General features: G+C 56.6%; 15 protein-coding genes. 8 read left to right on the forward strand and 7 right to left on the reverse strand.

The window, feature by feature from the left end:
* Nucleotide 1: 1 nt before the first annotated feature.
* Genes coaE through J5J10_RS18340 form a run of 4 tightly spaced genes read right to left on the reverse strand, consistent with a single transcriptional unit; the run spans nt 2 to nt 2,882 of the window.
* On the reverse strand, nt 2–592 hold the full coding sequence (gene coaE, locus J5J10_RS18325; RefSeq protein WP_211930962.1) for a dephospho-CoA kinase: 591 nt from the start codon (nt 590–592) through the stop codon (nt 2–4).
* Complete coding sequence (locus J5J10_RS18330; RefSeq protein WP_211930963.1) at nt 589–1,449, reverse strand: shikimate dehydrogenase; 861 nt, start codon at nt 1,447–1,449, stop codon at nt 589–591. The genes coaE and J5J10_RS18330 overlap by 4 nt, the downstream gene beginning before the upstream one ends.
* Nucleotides 1,442–2,035, reverse strand: a complete 594-nt coding sequence (locus J5J10_RS18335) for a Maf family nucleotide pyrophosphatase (RefSeq protein ID WP_211930964.1) — start codon at nt 2,033–2,035, stop codon at nt 1,442–1,444. Before J5J10_RS18335 ends, J5J10_RS18330 begins: the two co-directional genes overlap by 8 nt.
* 25 nt (nt 2,036–2,060) lie before the next feature.
* Entirely contained in the window at nt 2,061–2,882 is an 822-nt protein-coding gene (locus J5J10_RS18340; RefSeq protein ID WP_211931297.1) for a pyruvate, water dikinase regulatory protein, read from the reverse strand.
* Between the two features lie 399 nt (nt 2,883–3,281).
* Here J5J10_RS18340 and hemE point away from each other — a divergent pair, with 399 nt between their 5' ends.
* The 8 genes from hemE to J5J10_RS18380 all read left to right on the forward strand — a co-directional run bounded on the left by hemE (nt 3,282) and on the right by J5J10_RS18380 (nt 11,964).
* Nucleotides 3,282–4,313 carry a uroporphyrinogen decarboxylase gene (gene hemE / locus J5J10_RS18345; protein WP_211930965.1) on the forward strand — a complete coding sequence of 344 codons (1,032 nt, stop codon included), beginning with the start codon at nt 3,282–3,284 and terminating at the stop codon, nt 4,311–4,313.
* Nucleotides 4,310–4,840: a protoporphyrinogen oxidase HemJ gene (hemJ, locus tag J5J10_RS18350; RefSeq protein ID WP_211930966.1), complete on the forward strand. Its 531-nt coding sequence runs from the start codon at nt 4,310–4,312 to the stop codon at nt 4,838–4,840. The genes hemE and hemJ overlap by 4 nt, the downstream gene beginning before the upstream one ends.
* Nucleotides 4,841–5,031: 191 nt before the next feature.
* Nucleotides 5,032–6,297 carry a transcription termination factor Rho gene (gene rho, locus J5J10_RS18355; protein ID WP_208547828.1) on the forward strand — a complete coding sequence of 422 codons (1,266 nt, stop codon included), beginning with the start codon at nt 5,032–5,034 and terminating at the stop codon, nt 6,295–6,297.
* A gap of 95 nt (nt 6,298–6,392) precedes the next feature.
* Entirely contained in the window at nt 6,393–7,712 is a 1,320-nt protein-coding gene (gene mnmE / locus J5J10_RS18360; protein WP_211930967.1) for a tRNA uridine-5-carboxymethylaminomethyl(34) synthesis GTPase MnmE, read from the forward strand.
* Between the two features lie 30 nt (nt 7,713–7,742).
* Nucleotides 7,743–9,611, forward strand: coding sequence for a tRNA uridine-5-carboxymethylaminomethyl(34) synthesis enzyme MnmG (gene mnmG, locus J5J10_RS18365; protein WP_211930968.1), 1,869 nt, complete (start codon nt 7,743–7,745; stop codon nt 9,609–9,611).
* Entirely contained in the window at nt 9,608–10,231 is a 624-nt protein-coding gene (rsmG, locus tag J5J10_RS18370; protein ID WP_211930969.1) for a 16S rRNA (guanine(527)-N(7))-methyltransferase RsmG, read from the forward strand. The genes mnmG and rsmG overlap by 4 nt, the downstream gene beginning before the upstream one ends.
* An 18-nt stretch (nt 10,232–10,249) precedes the next feature.
* Nucleotides 10,250–11,044, forward strand: a complete 795-nt coding sequence (locus J5J10_RS18375) for a ParA family protein (RefSeq protein WP_208547824.1) — start codon at nt 10,250–10,252, stop codon at nt 11,042–11,044.
* Nucleotides 11,045–11,076: 32 nt separating this feature from the next.
* A complete protein-coding gene (locus J5J10_RS18380; RefSeq protein WP_208547823.1) occupies nt 11,077–11,964 on the forward strand; it encodes a ParB/RepB/Spo0J family partition protein in 888 nt (295 codons plus the stop codon).
* 7 nt (nt 11,965–11,971) lie between these two features.
* On the opposite strand, the gene holA is transcribed toward J5J10_RS18380, so the two are convergent.
* Genes holA through leuS form a run of 3 tightly spaced genes read right to left on the reverse strand, consistent with a single transcriptional unit; the run spans nt 11,972 to nt 16,180 of the window.
* Nucleotides 11,972–13,012, reverse strand: a complete 1,041-nt coding sequence (gene holA / locus J5J10_RS18385) for a DNA polymerase III subunit delta (protein ID WP_211930970.1) — start codon at nt 13,010–13,012, stop codon at nt 11,972–11,974.
* Nucleotides 13,013–13,035: 23 nt separating this feature from the next.
* Nucleotides 13,036–13,524, reverse strand: coding sequence for an LPS assembly lipoprotein LptE (lptE, locus tag J5J10_RS18390; protein ID WP_349252083.1), 489 nt, complete (start codon nt 13,522–13,524; stop codon nt 13,036–13,038).
* A 25-nt stretch (nt 13,525–13,549) separates the two neighbouring features.
* Nucleotides 13,550–16,180 carry a leucine--tRNA ligase gene (leuS, locus tag J5J10_RS18395; protein WP_211930971.1) on the reverse strand — a complete coding sequence of 877 codons (2,631 nt, stop codon included), beginning with the start codon at nt 16,178–16,180 and terminating at the stop codon, nt 13,550–13,552.
* Nucleotides 16,181–16,238: the final 58 nt, after the last annotated feature.

Genomic DNA, 16,238 nt, shown 5'->3' on the forward strand with positions numbered 1-16,238 from the left:
GCTACTTTCCTAAATTTCTCAAGCCGTCTATCACTGTCCGGACCTGCTCTTTGGCGTCTGCCATGCCGCGACCCGAATCGATCACATAGTCGGCCCGTCGACGCTTTTCCTCGTCTGGCATCTGGCGCGACAGAATCATCCTCAGCTTTTCTTCCGTCATCCCAGGTCTCGCCATCACGCGGTGCCGCTGGGTCTCGGGGTCGCAGGTCACGACAACGACCTTGTCGACCCTCTGGTTGGCGCCTGTTTCGAACAGAAGGGGTATGTCCAGCACCGCGATGTCAGCGCCCGCTGCCTTTTGGAATAGTAAGAATTCACGTTCTTTCTGGACCACCAAGGGGTGAACGATTGCTTCCAATTCATGAAACCTAGCCGGATTCTTAGCTAGCAATCCCGACAGGATTTGGCGATCGACACAGCCGTCGAGCACACTCTCGGGAAAGGCTTTTTTCACTGCCGGCACGGCCTCCCCGCAATACAGTTGGTGAACAACCTCATCGGCGTCGTTTACGGGAAGACCCTCTTCCGCGAACATTCGAGCCGTTGTCGATTTCCCGGTGCCGATAGAGCCGGTGAGACCCAGACGAATCATGTCTCTCGATCCACGTCGCTGATGATCATCTGACGAAGCGTGTCCGTTATCTCCGGTCTTTGGCCAAACCACTTCTCAAAGCCCGGGACCGCCTGATGCAACAGCATTCCAAGTCCACCCACCGAAACCCGACCGGCGCGAGCCGCCTGCATCAGGATCGGTGTAAGCCGCGGAGTGTAGATGATGTCGTTCACCACACCATTCGATGCCATCCTGTCAAAAGGCAACTCCGGTACGTTGCTGCCGCCCATTCCCAGGGATGTCGTGTTAACAAAGAGCCCAGCCCCTGCAATGACCTCGCCAATGCTGTCCATTTGATGTGCGTGAACCTTCGCCCCGAAGCGATCGACCAGCTCCTGCGCTCGATCCAGGGTGCGGTTCACCACGTGGATTTCCGACAGACCGCGCTGCCTTAGCGCATAAACGACGGATCGGCTCGCACCGCCGGCGCCCATGACCACGGCACGTTGCGTTTTATCCCATCCTGGCGCCTCCTCATCTAGGCACGCGAGGAAGCCCGCAGCGTCGGTGTTGCTGGCGTAAAGTCGACCGTTCTCAAGCCAAAGAACGTTCGCCGCGCCGATTTCTCTCACGACGTCGTCACAATGATCGGCACAGGCAGCGGCCGCTTCTTTATGCGGAATCGTGACATTCCCGCCAACAAAGCCCGACTCTGAACTTCTAAGCCGGTCAAAGAAAGCCCTTATGTTTTCCGGCGCCACCTCGACCTTTTCGTAAACGCCATGGAGGCCTAGCTGGCGTATCCAGTAGTTATGGATGAGCGGCGAGCGTGAGTGCTTGACGGGGAAACCGAGAATGAAAGCTCTTATTAACTGTGTTTCACGTGAATCAAGCATGTGCTGCTCCTACCCTTCTCAGGAAGTCGAGCAGAGGAACGAGCGGTAGACCGAGTACCGTGAAATAATCGCCATCGATCCTGTCAAACAGTTGTACGCCAACGCCCTCAAGCTGATATCCCCCGACGCTTCGCAAGACTTTCTCATCGACTGACTCCACGTAGTAGCTGAGGAATTCTTCCGTAAACTCCCTTACCGACATGTGCGCGACATCCACGTGCTCCCAGACAATCTGTCCATTCAGGGCGACCGCCACTGCACTGTTGAGCTCATGTGTTTGCCCACGCAGCCTGAGAAGAACTTCCCGCGCGTCAGCAATCGATTTCGATTTGTGAAGAAGTTGCCCTTGCAACGACAATACCTGATCCGAGCCGATAACCAGCGCTGACGGGTTTCGTAGGCTGACCGCCACCGCTTTGGCTTTGGCAAGTGTAGCGGCAAGCGTTACCGGATCCCACCTTCCCCCAGCGTCCTCTATCGCCCTTTCATCGACGCCGGAATCCTCCCATTCAAATGCCAGGCCGGCATTCACCATGAGCGTCCTTCGGAAGGGACTTGTCGAAGCGAGGATGAGCCGCTTTGTCATAAATCAGTGTCTCCGTCATATCGGCCTAGCGAAGCTTGGGTCTCAGCGCCAAGATCGCCGCGGCGGTCTCCTCGATCGAGCGGCGCGTTACATCGATGATCGGCCATTGATGTCTTGAGCAGATGGATCGGGCGTGTTTCAGTTCCTCGGCAATTGCAGCGCGGTCCGTATACCGACCCTCGCGCAACAGGTCCACCGAGCCCAGGTCGCGGTTTTCCCGTACCTGAGAAATGCGGTCGCTCGTGGCGATCAAGCCGACAATCAGAGGACGTGTTGCGCTGAAAAGGGCATCGGGAAGCGGGATTCCCGGTACGATGGGAATATTCGCCGTCTTGATTCCTCGATTGGCGAGGTAGATGCTTGTCGGGGTCTTCGAGGTCCGGCTTATACCCACGATAACGACATCCGCATCATCGTAATCGTCGGCCATCTGCCCATCGTCGTGATCCATCGTATAGTTCAGAGCTTCTATACGGGCAAAATAGTTCTCCGTTAACGCATGCTGTGCGCCGACCCGACGGCGAGACGAAACGCCGAGATAGGACTGAAACGTCGTCATGACCGGTTCCAAGACGTTTACCGCCGGCACTCCCAAGGATAGGCAACGCTCCTGCAGCAGCGCCGACAATTCCTGATCGATCACGGTGTAGAGAACGATACCCGGTTGCCTATCTATCTCCTCCACGACGCTTTCGAGCTGTCGGCGGTTTCGGATCAACGGATAGACATGCTCTATGGCAGAGAAGTCCCGAAATTGCACCGATACGGCACGCCCGGCCGAAATCAGCGTTTCACCCGTAGAATCCGAAATCAGGTGAAGATGAAAGAAGATTTTCTTGTTCTCCACGTTTTGGTTCCGTGGCTGTTGATAACCGGGGACAACCTTGGGAAGCGTGAACCCCATCTCGAGAGGCTGTGGGTGGACAGCCAACTTATCCACACGCCCGTGCTCCATCGGTATCGCATAGGCAGGGGTGTTAACAATGGGTAAAAGTGAGGCGTGGCATCGCCAAATTCAGAGGTTGTCCACAGCAAACGAAATAGAAGATTTCCTGTAACACCTTATAAAATCAAAGTTATTTGGTATCCGATATTGTTATCCCCGCCGCTAGGCGATTTTCGTTCGAATGTAGTCGGACGGGAAGCTGCTGTTGATGGGCTGTGCGACACTGATAATCCTTGATACCCATAGACTCTTAGAAATAGAAAAAGATTCAAACTATCTTTCTTGGTTAGAGGGACCCCTGTGAAAAAACACCGACGCAGCCTCGTTGATGTGCTCGACGGGGAGGTTTTAAGCCCACCTCCGATTTGGCTCATGAGACAGGCAGGGCGCTATCTGCCGGAGTATCGACAGACACGTGCGCAGGCAGGAAGTTTCCTGGACCTTTGCTACACGCCTGAACTGGCCACCGAGGTCACATTGCAGCCGATCCGGCGCTTCGGTTTCGACGCCGCGATCCTGTTCTCCGATATTTTGGTGATCCCCGATGCGCTGAAACGAAATGTTCGGTTCACGGAAGGTCATGGACCACAAATGGATCCGATCTCCGTGGACGACATAGCGCGCTTGGAGGCGGCTTATTCGTCGGACAAGCTTTCAGCGGTTATGGAAACCGTTCGAAGCCTGCGCTCCGCGTTGCCCGATGAAACGACGTTGCTCGGCTTCTGCGGTGCTCCCTGGACAGTCGCCACCTACATGATCGCGGGACATGGAACACCCGACCAGGCACCCGCGCGTCTCTTTGCCTATCAGAACCCCTTAGAGTTCGCCCGTCTCCTGGATGTTCTTGCTGAGATCTCCGCAGGCTATCTCATTGATCAACTGGATGCCGGCGCCGACGCTGTGCAGATTTTCGATTCTTGGGCCGGTGTGCTGGGAGAGGTTGAGTTCGAGAAATTCTGTGCCCGTCCTGTAGCCCGTATGATCGAGATGGTTCGGGCGGTGCGTCCAGGAGCGAAGGTTATAGCTTTTGCTAAAGGCGCTGGCGTTCAGTTGAGAGATTACCGCCGGATCACCAAGGCAGACGCGATCGGCCTCGACTGGACAGTCCCACTGTCCTTCGCGAAAGAGCTGCAGAGTGAGGGTGCGGTTCAGGGCAACCTGGACCCGTTGAGGGTAGTCGCGGGCGGCACGACACTGGACGAAGGCGTCGACAGGATACTGGAAGCCCTTGGCGGAGGACCCTTCATCTTCAACCTCGGTCATGGCATTACGCCGCAGGCGGATCCAGAGAATGTCGATCGCCTCGTCAAGCGTATCCGGAACAGGTTATGAGTGAATCCAGGGACAAGGGCCGCTCGGCGGGGCGCAGGGCCATGATAGCGCTCTCGGTCTTCGTTGCGGGCGCGTTGGCGCTTTTTCTCCTCGAGGATGGACAGCGTTACCTCTGGATAAAGGCATTGCATGTGATCTCGGTGCTATCGTGGATGGCCGGCCTTCTCTATCTGCCAAGGCTGTTCATCTACCATTGCGATGCGCAGCCGAATTCAGTCCAGGCGGAGACATTTTCCGTCATGGAACGTCGGCTGTTCCGGTTCATAATGACACCAGCGATGATCTTGTCATGGGTCTTCGGCCTGTATCTTGCATGGGATGTCTTCGGCTTTCGCGGCGGATGGCTTCATCTCAAGTTGCTATCTGTCGTCGCTCTGACGGCCGCGCACTTTTATTTTGGTCGGGCCGTTGGCGCTTTTGCAAAAGGCACGTATATAGGGAATGGGAGATTCTGGAGGATTACGAACGAGGTTCCGACAATTCTGATGATTGTCATAGTGATCCTCGTTGTAGTGAAGCCGTTCTAGGCGGTGTGACTGCGGTAATGCAGTTTCTTCCTTTTTGCCTTGCGGCTGATTGGCCGACAGGCTATTTTTCCCGCAACCTCATCCTCGTGGCCTGCGTAGCATTCCATAATTTGCGCTCCCCTCGCAATTAAGCCGAAACGCAACGAACACGCCGCTCTCCCCTGAATTCGAAATGTACGTGGTTACTCTTCATGGCCGAAATGAAGCTACAAGAACTTAAGAGCAAGTCCCCTACCGATCTTCTGACTTTCGCTGAATCGCTTGAGGTCGAAAACGCCAGTACCATGCGAAAGCAGGAACTGATGTTTGCAATCCTGAAGATGCTGGCGTCGCAGGATGTCGAGATCATTGGTGAGGGGGTGGTCGAAGTCTTGCAGGACGGTTTCGGCTTTTTGCGATCCGCCAACGCCAATTATCTTCCGGGTCCGGATGATATCTACATATCGCCGTCTCAGATCCGTAGGTTCTCGCTGAAAACCGGGGATACGGTGGAGGGGCCGATTCGCGGCCCGAAGGAAGGCGAACGGTACTTTGCGCTGCTGAAGGTCAACACGATCAATTTCGAGGATCCCGAAAAGATCCGGCACAAGGTCCACTTCGACAATCTGACGCCGCTCTATCCGAACGAGCGCTTCAAGATGGAGCTGGATAATCCGACATCCAAGGATTTGTCGGCACGCGTCATAGACCTGGTGGCGCCGCTCGGTAAGGGTCAGCGCGGACTTATCGTGGCACCACCGAGAACCGGTAAGACCGTACTGTTGCAGAACATCGCGCATTCCATCACTGCCAATCACCCTGAATGCTATCTGATCGTCCTTCTGATCGACGAGCGTCCCGAGGAAGTAACCGACATGCAGCGGTCGGTTCGTGGCGAGGTAATTTCGTCGACCTTCGACGAGCCGGCCGTACGACACGTTCAGGTCGCGGAAATGGTCATCGAGAAGGCAAAGCGTCTCGTTGAACATGGACGGGACGTGGTTATCCTGCTGGATTCGATCACGCGTCTCGGGCGGGCCTACAACACGGTGGTGCCGTCGTCGGGCAAGGTGCTGACCGGCGGTGTCGATGCCAATGCCTTGCAACGTCCAAAAAGGTTCTTTGGCGCCGCTCGCAATATCGAGGAAGGTGGTTCGCTGACGATCATCGCAACGGCTCTGATCGATACCGGCAGCCGTATGGATGAAGTCATTTTTGAAGAATTCAAGGGTACCGGCAACTCCGAAATTGTTCTGGACAGGAAGGTTGCGGACAAGCGAATATTCCCGTCCATGGATATCCTGAAGTCCGGGACACGAAAGGAAGACTTGCTCGTTCCTCGGCAGGATCTCCAGAAGATCTTTGTTCTTCGTCGTATTCTTGCGCCCATGGGAACGACCGATGCAATCGAGTTCCTTATCGACAAGCTCAAACAAACAAAAAACAACGGGGATTTCTTCGATTCCATGAACACCTGAGTTCTGGGTATTCGCAGAAAGACCTAACGCCCCGCCGAGTGTGGGGCGTTTTTGCTTAAGCTGTTCTGGTGGGACGCCGCTGGCATGTAAGGTCCATGATGAGTTCATCTGATACGATATTCGCCTTGTCTTCAGGTGCCCTGCCCGCAGGTGTCGCGGTCGTGCGGATCAGCGGTCCTGAGGCCTTCAGGCTTTGCGAGACACTTGCCGGATCCGTTCCGTCTCCCAGGTTGGCGTCCCTACGGGAATTGAGAACGTCCACTGGCGAGACGATCGATCAAGGTCTGGTGTTGGCGTTCAAGGGTCCCAAATCTTTCACGGGCGAAGATTGTGTTGAATTCCACGTGCATGGGAGCAGAGCAGTGGTGGCCGCACTACTGGGTGAACTGGGGAAACGAGCCAATTGTCGAATGGCCGAGCCCGGCGAGTTTTCGCGCAGGGCGCTGGAGAACGGGAAAGTCGATCTGATCGAGATAGAAGGACTAGCGGACCTTCTTTCTGCCGAAACAGAGATGCAGCGTAAGCAGGCTCTCGAGCAAGCGTCTGGTCGTTTGTCCGAGCTCTACGAGCGGTGGCGCGGAGTGCTGCTGGCTGCCCGGGCCTCGATAGAGGCCGACTTCGACTTTCCCGAGGAAGACGATATTCCGGACGACGTCGGCAACCGGATCTGGGAGCAACTAGGGAGTCTGGCCGGCGAGTTGGCGGAGCATATCAGTGGCGCCAACAGAGGTGAGGTGGTTCGGGCCGGATATAAGGTTGCATTGGTGGGCCCTCCAAATGCCGGTAAGTCGACGCTTTTGAACGCCATTGCCGAGAGAGATGTGGCCATTACCAGCGAGGTAGCTGGGACGACGAGAGACGTCATCAATTGCGACGTTGATATCGGCGGCTATCTCGTTCGCTTTTCCGACACGGCAGGACTCCGGGAGACTGACGATGCGGTCGAACGGGAGGGAATAAAGCGCGCAAAGGTCGCCATGCAGTCGGCGGATCTTGTTCTGGTCCTCAATGAAGCTTCTTTACCACCTATTAATCCGGTTGACATCGACTCGGTGTCGATACGAACCATTGGTACCAAACTCGACGCGATCGTGGGAAGACCCGCATCAGGCTATGATATCTTGATCTCCGCTCGAGACGGCACCGGCTTGACGGCGCTGCATCAGTTAATTATCGGCGAGATAGAGAGTAGGGGTGCCGGTATGTCGCTCGTTCCCGGAAGGGTCAGGCAGGTGGAGCACCTCGTTTGCGGATTGAACTGGTTGCGCCGGGCGCTGGACGAGACGCATCTTAACCTTGAAATCCGCGCGGAATTGTTGCGTAAGGCCGCTGATGAGATCGGCAGGATCACAGGTAGAATCGACACCGAAATGTTGTTGGATTCTATCTTCTCAGAGTTTTGCATCGGCAAGTGATGATTCACGTGAAACACAACGGTGAAGACTATGGACTATGACGTAATTGTTGTTGGCGGCGGGCACGCCGGTTGCGAAGCCGCAGCAGCAGCGGCACGTCTCGGCTGTCGTACTGCGCTTGTCACCCATAAACGAGCCGCTCTCGGCGTCATGTCCTGCAATCCGGCGATAGGTGGTTTGGGTAAAGGACACCTGGTTCGCGAGATTGATGCTCTCGACGGTTTGATGGGTCGTTGCGCGGATGCGGCGGGAATTCAGTTCCGGTTGTTGAACCGCAAAAAGGGACCGGCGGTTCGAGGTCCTAGGACGCAGGCGGATCGAAAGCTCTACAGAGAGGCGGTTCAATCGGCAATCGCGGCCATAGACAGCCTGGACGTGATTGAAGGGGACGTTGCTGATCTGGTTCTAGATGACGATCGCGTGGTTGGCGTAACTTTGGCCAACGGCACTAACCTCTCCTCTGGAGCCGTGGTGATAACCACCGGCACGTTCCTGAATGGGCTGATTCATATCGGTACCAAAATGATCCCCGCCGGCCGTGTCGGAGAAGCGCCAACTACGGGATTGTCGAGAACGTTTCAACATCTCGGGCTCAGACTGGGCCGGCTTAAAACGGGTACACCTGCGCGCTTGGACCGCGACACGATTGACTGGAATAGCCTGGAAATGCAGCCAGCAGATGAAGATCCCGTTCCCTTCTCGTTCATGACAGACCGGATAACGACTCCGCAGATTGAATGCGGAATAACGCGTACGACGCGTGAGACTCATGCGATAATTCAGCGGAACATGTCTCTTTCCGCGATGTATTCGGGTCAGATCAAGGGAACGGGACCACGGTACTGCCCCTCGATAGAGGATAAGATCAGCAGGTTTGGCGAGCGGGACGGCCACCAGATATTCCTTGAGCCCGAGGGGCTGAACGACAACACCGTGTATCCAAACGGAATATCGACGTCCCTGCCTGAAGAGGTGCAGGAGGCATTTATCCGCACGATACCCGGCTTGGAAAAGGTCGCGATCAAACAGTTCGGATATGCCATTGAATACGATTATGTGGACCCCACGCAGCTTTCGAACAGTCTGGAGTGCAAGCAGGTGTCGGGTCTTTTCCTCGCCGGCCAGATCAATGGCACGACGGGATACGAGGAAGCGGCAGCACAGGGCCTCGTGGCGGGACTGAATGCCGCTTTGAGGGCCGGCTCCCGCGAGCCCGTCGCTTTCAGTCGAACGGAGAGCTACATCGGAGTGATGATTGACGATCTCACCACACGCGGTGTGATGGAGCCGTATCGGATGTTCACGTCACGCGCTGAGTTCAGGCTGACTCTTCGTGCAGACAACGCCGATCTGAGACTGACACCCATGGGGATTCGGGCTGGCTGTGTCGGAAATGACCGTGCTGCGAAGTTTGGCCGCTTTCAGCAGAAGATCGAGGATGCTCGCAGGATGTTGCGGGAACTGACAATCACGCCGAAAGAAGCGGCGGCGGCTGGTCTCTCCGTCAATCAGGACGGGCGAAGACGCAATGGATTGGAGCTACTTTCATACCCCGAAATCAGCTGGGATCACCTGAGCGCTCTCTGGCCGCAGCTGCGGTCGGCCGACAGACAGGTGGTGGAGGCGCTCGGCAACGAGGCGACTTATGCTGTTTATGTTGATCGGCAGAACGTGGACGCTGTCAGTATCCGCGCAGAAGAACAACGTAAAATTCCGCCGAACTTTGATTTTCATGGAATGCCGGGGCTCTCTCGGGAGCTCCAGGCGAAGCTTCACGCAGCGAGACCGGAAAATATCTATCAGCTCTCAAAAGTCGATGGAATGACCCCGGCGGCAGTCGCATTGATCCTTGCCACGCTGAAGCGACAAGAACGCGATTTGGAGAGAGAAGCGTCGTGAACTCGCTATCGAACGATTTCTTAGATGGTGTTTCACGTGAAACAGTGGATAAGCTACAGGTCTTTGTTGACTGCCTGGAAAAATGGTCCGCCAAAATCAACCTGATCGGGCCGTCTACGAAAAAAGATGTATGGACACGACATATTGCGGACAGTCTGCAATTAGCATCACTCGTTGAGTTACCGAAACGTTGGATCGATCTCGGGAGCGGGGCAGGTTTCCCCGGACTGATCATTGCTATTCTAATGGCCGAGCGTGGTGACGGTTGGGTTCATCTCGTCGAGAGCAACCAAAAAAAGGCGTCGTTCCTTCGCGCCGCGCTTCTGGAGACCGGTGGTCGTGGTGAGGTACATGCCGTCCGTATCGAAGACTTCGCCAAAAATGACATCGAGACAGACATTGTTTCAGCGCGCGCGCTGGCAAGTCTAGATATGCTATTCGAGTATTCAGCTCCGTGGCTCTCGCAGTCGGCCCGAGGCTTGTTTCATAAAGGGCGGGATTACCGTGCGGAAATCGACAAAGCGCGTGACCGCTGGCAGTTCGATCTGGTATTACATCGTAGCGCTATCGAAGCCGACTCCGTGATCCTCGACGTTAAGAGTCTGGCGCGCAACTATTAACCGTTGATCAGGTGCGGCATGGCAATCGAATTGACTCGAGTCATCACAATCGCCAATCAAAAAGGTGGGGTGGGCAAGACGACCACCGCGATAAACTTGGCGACAGCGCTCGCTGCGATCGGTGAGCGGGTATTGATCGTCGACCTCGATCCGCAGGGTAATGCCAGTACGGGACTCGGCATCGAGCGCAAAGAACGTCGCCTTTCGTCCTACGATGTCCTGACGGGGGAGCAGACGCTTTCAGCGGCAGCCCTGAAGACAGCGGTCCCCAATCTCTCAATCGTGCCCTCGACCCTCGATTTGCTCGGCCTCGAGATGGAAATCGCCCATCAAAATGACAGGGTCTTTCGTCTCAAGAAGGCACTCGATCATCTGAGAGGAGAATATAGCTATATCCTTCTCGATTGTCCGCCGTCCTTCAATCTTCTGACAATGAACGCCATGGCAGCGGCACATTCCGTACTGGTGCCGCTGCAGTGCGAGTTCTTCGCTCTGGAGGGCCTGAGTCAGTTGCTTGAAACGATCAACCAGGTGCGGCAGACGATCAATCCGAGCCTTGACATACAGGGTATCGTGCTGACGATGTTCGACGCACGGAATAATCTTGCCCAGCAGGTTGTCACTGATGTGAGAACGCATCTAGGCGATAAGGTCTATCACACGCTTATTCCCCGTAATGTTCGTGTTTCCGAAGCTCCCTCTTACGGGAAGCCCGCAATCCTGTACGATCTAAAGTGTGCAGGGAGTCAAGCCTATTTGCAGTTGGCGTCCGAGGTCATACAACGCGAGCGTCAACGCAAGGCGGCCGCCTGATACAGTTATTGCCCTATTGAAGTGAGTGAAGCATGAGTGATGATCATTCGAAACGCAGGCTGGGTCGGGGGCTGGCGGCGCTGATCGGCGAAATGGATCAACCGGTGGATGGTGCGGCTCGGAAGTCCGCCGTCAATCCAGATCGCTCGGTTCCCATCGAGTTCATCTCCCGTAATCCTCGCAATCCACGGCGTTACTTCAACGAAGACGAGCTGCAGGATCTGGCGGGATCCATCCGCCAGCACGGTATCGTGCAGCCGGTCGTTGTTCGCACCCTATCATCGGACCGCTATGAGATTATCGCCGGTGAGCGGCGCTGGAGAGCAGCGCAGTTGGCCGGTCTGGTCGAAATTCCCGTCATAGTGCGAGATGTCGACGACCGGACGGCGCTTGAGCTTGCCATTGTCGAGAACGTCCAACGTTCTGACCTTAACCCGCTCGAAGAAGCGCTCGGGTACGAGCAGTTGATCGCCGAGCATGGTTATACACAAAACGACCTTGGCGAGGTTATCGGCAAGAGTCGTAGCCACGTTGCGAACAGTCTACGACTTCTCAAGCTTCCAGACGAAGTGCGGACAATGTTGGCTGAAGGTTCTCTTTCCGCCGGCCACGCCCGAGCGCTGGTGTCGACGGGAGACCCGGTCGGGCTGGCGAAGACCATCGTGCACAAGGGACTGTCGGTCCGCGACGCGGAGCGGCTGGCGCAGAATCATATCCGAGGCGAAACGATCTCTTCGGCTGGAGCGGCCAAGGAGCCCAAGGATTCCGACACCGTCGCACTCGAGCGTAGTCTGTCGGACCGGCTCGGATTGGCGGTGACGATAAGCCACAAGGGAGATGGCGGCCAGATACGCATCAATTATAAAAGTCTCGACCAACTCGAGGTGGTTTGCAGACTGCTGGAATCTGGTCAGTCCTAGAGGTTCGTTATCGCAATCGACGCGCGGACTGAAGCGTTGTCGAAAGCAACGTGTATATGGCGATGTTCGCCTCCAGCGCGTTCTTTTGGCGTGTCTGCAATATCGCCGACTGTAGGCGCGCGGTTTCCCGCGACAGATCCGATGATGACCAGCCCCGCAAGGCCCGTTCGACGAGAGGCTTTCTGCGAAAATGTATGCCGCGACCGGCGGTTTGTAATATCTGTCCCAGCTGGAGGCGTTTGTCTTCCATCTCCGAGCGCATGGCATCGAGCTGCTGGAACTGCTTGAGGCACGCCTGAAGCATCATGAAAACAGGCGTCTTCGACGCGACCACCTTCTTTGCCGCGTGCAGGAAGCCCTCGCGGTCGCCCTTCAGCACAGCGTCGACAGCCTCGTCCACCGAGACGACGCTCGCATCGCCGATGATATCGGACACCTGCTCCAGGTCGATCTGGTCCGCACCTTTGCAATATAGAAGAAGCTTGCTCAATTCATTGCGCGATGCCAGGCGGTCGCCTCCCAGCAGGCTGAGGAGATACTCCCGAGCTGCGGGGGTGATGTGTTGCCTGGTTTTCGAGAGTTCCGCGTCGATGAGTGCACTTATTGCGCGATTGTCGTCCGCGTAACAAGGGACCATAGCGATATTGGATGATGACTGCCCAATCTTGCGAAGAGCCGCGCCTTTCTTGACGTCCCCTGCCTCAACTATGAGGTGACAGCCTTCCAGCCGCCCTTCGGCAACTATCTCCAAGCCATCGGTAAGAGCCTTTTCGCTGCCGCTGGCTTTGACCCAGACCAGCCTGTCGCCGCCGAAAAGACCGAGAGACCGTGTCTCGTCCACCAAGCGTCCAGCATCCCCCTGAAGGTCCGATCCGTCCAACCTTACTACAGCGAATGGATCGTTCAATGGGATGCCGATGGATGCGGCAATCTCAGATGCTCGCTCCGAGACAAGTCCCCTATCCGGCCCGTAGAACACGAATATCCTGAAAGATTTCGAGATTCTCGCGATCGACGAATCGAATTCATGAGACTTCAGTTCGGTCATTTCGCCTATCCGTCGCCGTTTCTCTAACGGCCGAGGACAGTCGCCAAATCGGCGCGTATGAGTTCCGCAAGCTGCCTGGCCGCCCGGTTTTCCGCATCCCGGATGGCGCGCAACTTGGCGAACTCCTGCGACGGAAAGTCGACCAGAGCCACGGCCTGTCTCCGGCTTGAGCGCAACACGGTGCCATCGCTGACACGGCGAACGACGTAATCACCGGTCACGACCACACGACCTGCATTGGCGGTATCTGACGATTGTTCCAGCAATACGCCGATGGTTTGGGACTTTACGTCGAGTTCGACTTCGTACTCTGCGGTCACCGGCTCTCCCGCGCCGCCGGATGTCAGAAACACCAGATGGTTTCGGACGGCCAGCGATACGCGATCGGTCGCTTCCGAGAAGGTCACGGACGCTAGCTTTTCGGCTGCTGCTGACGTGTCATCGTAGAGTGGACGAACCTGGCAGGCCTGGAGGACAATGGCGATTGCAAAGAGGCACAAAGTCGCGCGCACGCGATGCACCGGGAGAGGGACACGACTAAACGACAAGGTTCACGATCCTTTGCGGCACAACGATGATTTTCTTCGGTTTCTGGCCATCAAGTGCATTCTTAACGAAATCCAGCGCCAAAACAGCATCTTGAACTTCATTCTGGGTCGCGTCGCGCGCAATTGTCAATTCACCGCGTTTCTTACCATTGATCTGCACGGGAAGGACGATTTCGTTCTCGACGACCAGCGCGGGATCGACCTGCGGCCACCGCGCCTGTGACACCAGACCCTCATTGCCAAGGGTGGCCCAGCATTCCTCCGCCAGGTGCGGGGTCATCGGTGCAATCAGATGGATAAGAATCTCGACAGCATCACGAACAGCAGCGATGTAGGCTTCGTCAGCGGGTTCCGCAGTAACCCTGGTCAGCGGACCGGCCAGAACATTCACAAGCTCGTACATTCTGGCTACGGCCTTGTTGAACGACAGCCGGTCGTAATCTCCCTGCATAGCCGCCAAGGTTTTATGGGCTGCTTGGGAAATGATCAGGCCGCTACCGTCCTTAGCCGGATTTGCCTTCACGGTTCGCAGAACCTCAGACGCCTCGGATATCAGTCGCCAGACACGCTGGACGAAACGATGAGCTCCTTCCACCCCGGCCTCGGACCAAATCACATCCCGATCCGGCGGGGAATCCGACAGAACGAAGAAGCGCGCGGTGTCCGCGCCGTATGACGCTATGATATCGTCAGGGTCGACCACGTTCTTCTTGGACTTCGACATTTTTTCGATGGAGCCGATCGCGACCTCTTCTCCACTGGCGGCCAGGACGGCTCGCCGTGTGCCGTCCACCTCCTCGATCCGGACCTCTGCCGGAGAGACCCACTGACCGTTGGCGCCACTTCCCAGCCTATAAGTTTCGTGAACCACCATGCCCTGCGTGAACAGACCCTTGAATGGTTCCGAGAGGGAGACATGGCCGGTCTCGCGCATCGCGCGGGTGAAAAACCGCGAGTAGAGCAGATGCAGAATGGCGTGCTCAATGCCGCCGATGTACTGGTCGACCGGCAGCCACCGGCTGGCGACATCGGGATCCGTCGGTTCGTCCTGCCATGGTGCTGTGAACCGTGCGTAGTACCAGCTCGAATCGACGAATGTATCCATCGTATCGGTTTCGCGCCGGGCAGCTGCTCCGCACACCGGGCAGGCGACATGTCTCCAGCTGGCATGGCGGTCCAGCGGGTTTCCGGGAACATCGAACGTAACGTCGTCCGGCAGCTTCACGGGCAGGTCCTTCTTCGGGACCGGGACCACGCCGCAGCTGTCGCAGTGGATGACCGGTATCGGGCAGCCCCAATAGCGCTGTCTTGAAATACCCCAGTCACGGAGACGGAAGTTCACCTTCCGCTCACCCTGGGGAGCCCCATCGAGAAGCGTGCCTGACAGCTTGTCGGCCACCACGTCGAAGGCTTCCCGGTTGGACATGCCGTCCAGAAATTGCGAGTTGATCATGATGCCATCGCCATCATAGGCGGTGTCGCCGACCGAGAAGTTCTCATCGTTCGAGTCACTGGGCCTGACGACAGGCACAACGGGAAGACCATACTTTCTCGCAAAGTCCAGATCGCGCTGGTCGCCGGACGGGCAGCCGAAGATGGCACCCGTTCCATAGTCCATCAGCACGAAGTTCGCGACGTAGACGGGCAGTTCCCACGAAGAGTCGAAGGGATGACGGACCCTGATACCAGTATCCATTCCCTTCTTTTCGGCGGTTTCAAGAGCCGCCAGCGACGTGCCGGCGCGACGGCATTCCTCGCAGAATGCTGCAATCTCCTGATTGCTGTCGGCAACGGCCTTGGCCAACGGGTGATCTGCCGCGATCGCCATGAACGATGCACCGAACAGGGTGTCCGGCCGCGTCGTGTAAACGGTGAGCTCGTTGAAACCTGCCGGAGCAGTTGCGTCGGTCAATTGCCAGCGGATGGACAAGCCTTCCGATCTGCCGATCCAGTTCTTTTGCATCAGGCGGACCTTCTCGGGCCACTGATCCAAACCGTCCAGAGCGTCTAGCAGATCCTGGCTGAACGCGGTTATCTTGAAGAACCACTGCGTCAGCTCGCGCTGTTCGACCAGCGCGCCGGATCGCCAGCCGCGGCCATCGATCACTTGTTCGTTTGCCAGAACTGTCTGGTCGACCGGGTCCCAGTTGACCTTCGACTGCTTGCGATAGACCAGTCCCTTCTCCATCATATCGAGGAAGAGATGCTGTTGACGGTGGTAATAGTCCACGTCGCACGTGGCGAACTCGCGGGACCAGTCCAACGAAAGCCCCATGGACTTCAGCTGTCCGCGCATGGTCGCAATGTTCTGGTAGGTCCAGTCCTTCGGGTGAACCTTGTTCTGCATCGCGGCGTTTTCCGCCGGCATGCCGAAAGCGTCCCATCCCATCGGATGCAAAACGTTATAGCCGCGCGCTCGCTTGTAGCGGGCAACCACATCGCCCATGGCGTAATTGCGAACGTGTCCCATGTGAATCCGGCCCGAGGGATACGGAAACATTTCGAGGACGTAGTATTTCTCCCGCGGATCGTCATTGTCTGTCTTGAAGACCTCGCCCTCGGTCCATCGGGACTGCCAACGAGGCTCGGCTTCGCGCGGGTTGTAACGTTCGCTGCTCATGTCGTGTTATTCCGGAAATCAGGAGAAGTTGGGCGAGACCTTCACCATGAAACCGCCC

The sequence above is a fragment of the Ciceribacter sp. L1K23 genome (genome assembly GCF_018122705.1).
Lineage (GTDB): Bacteria > Pseudomonadota > Alphaproteobacteria > Rhizobiales > Rhizobiaceae > Allorhizobium.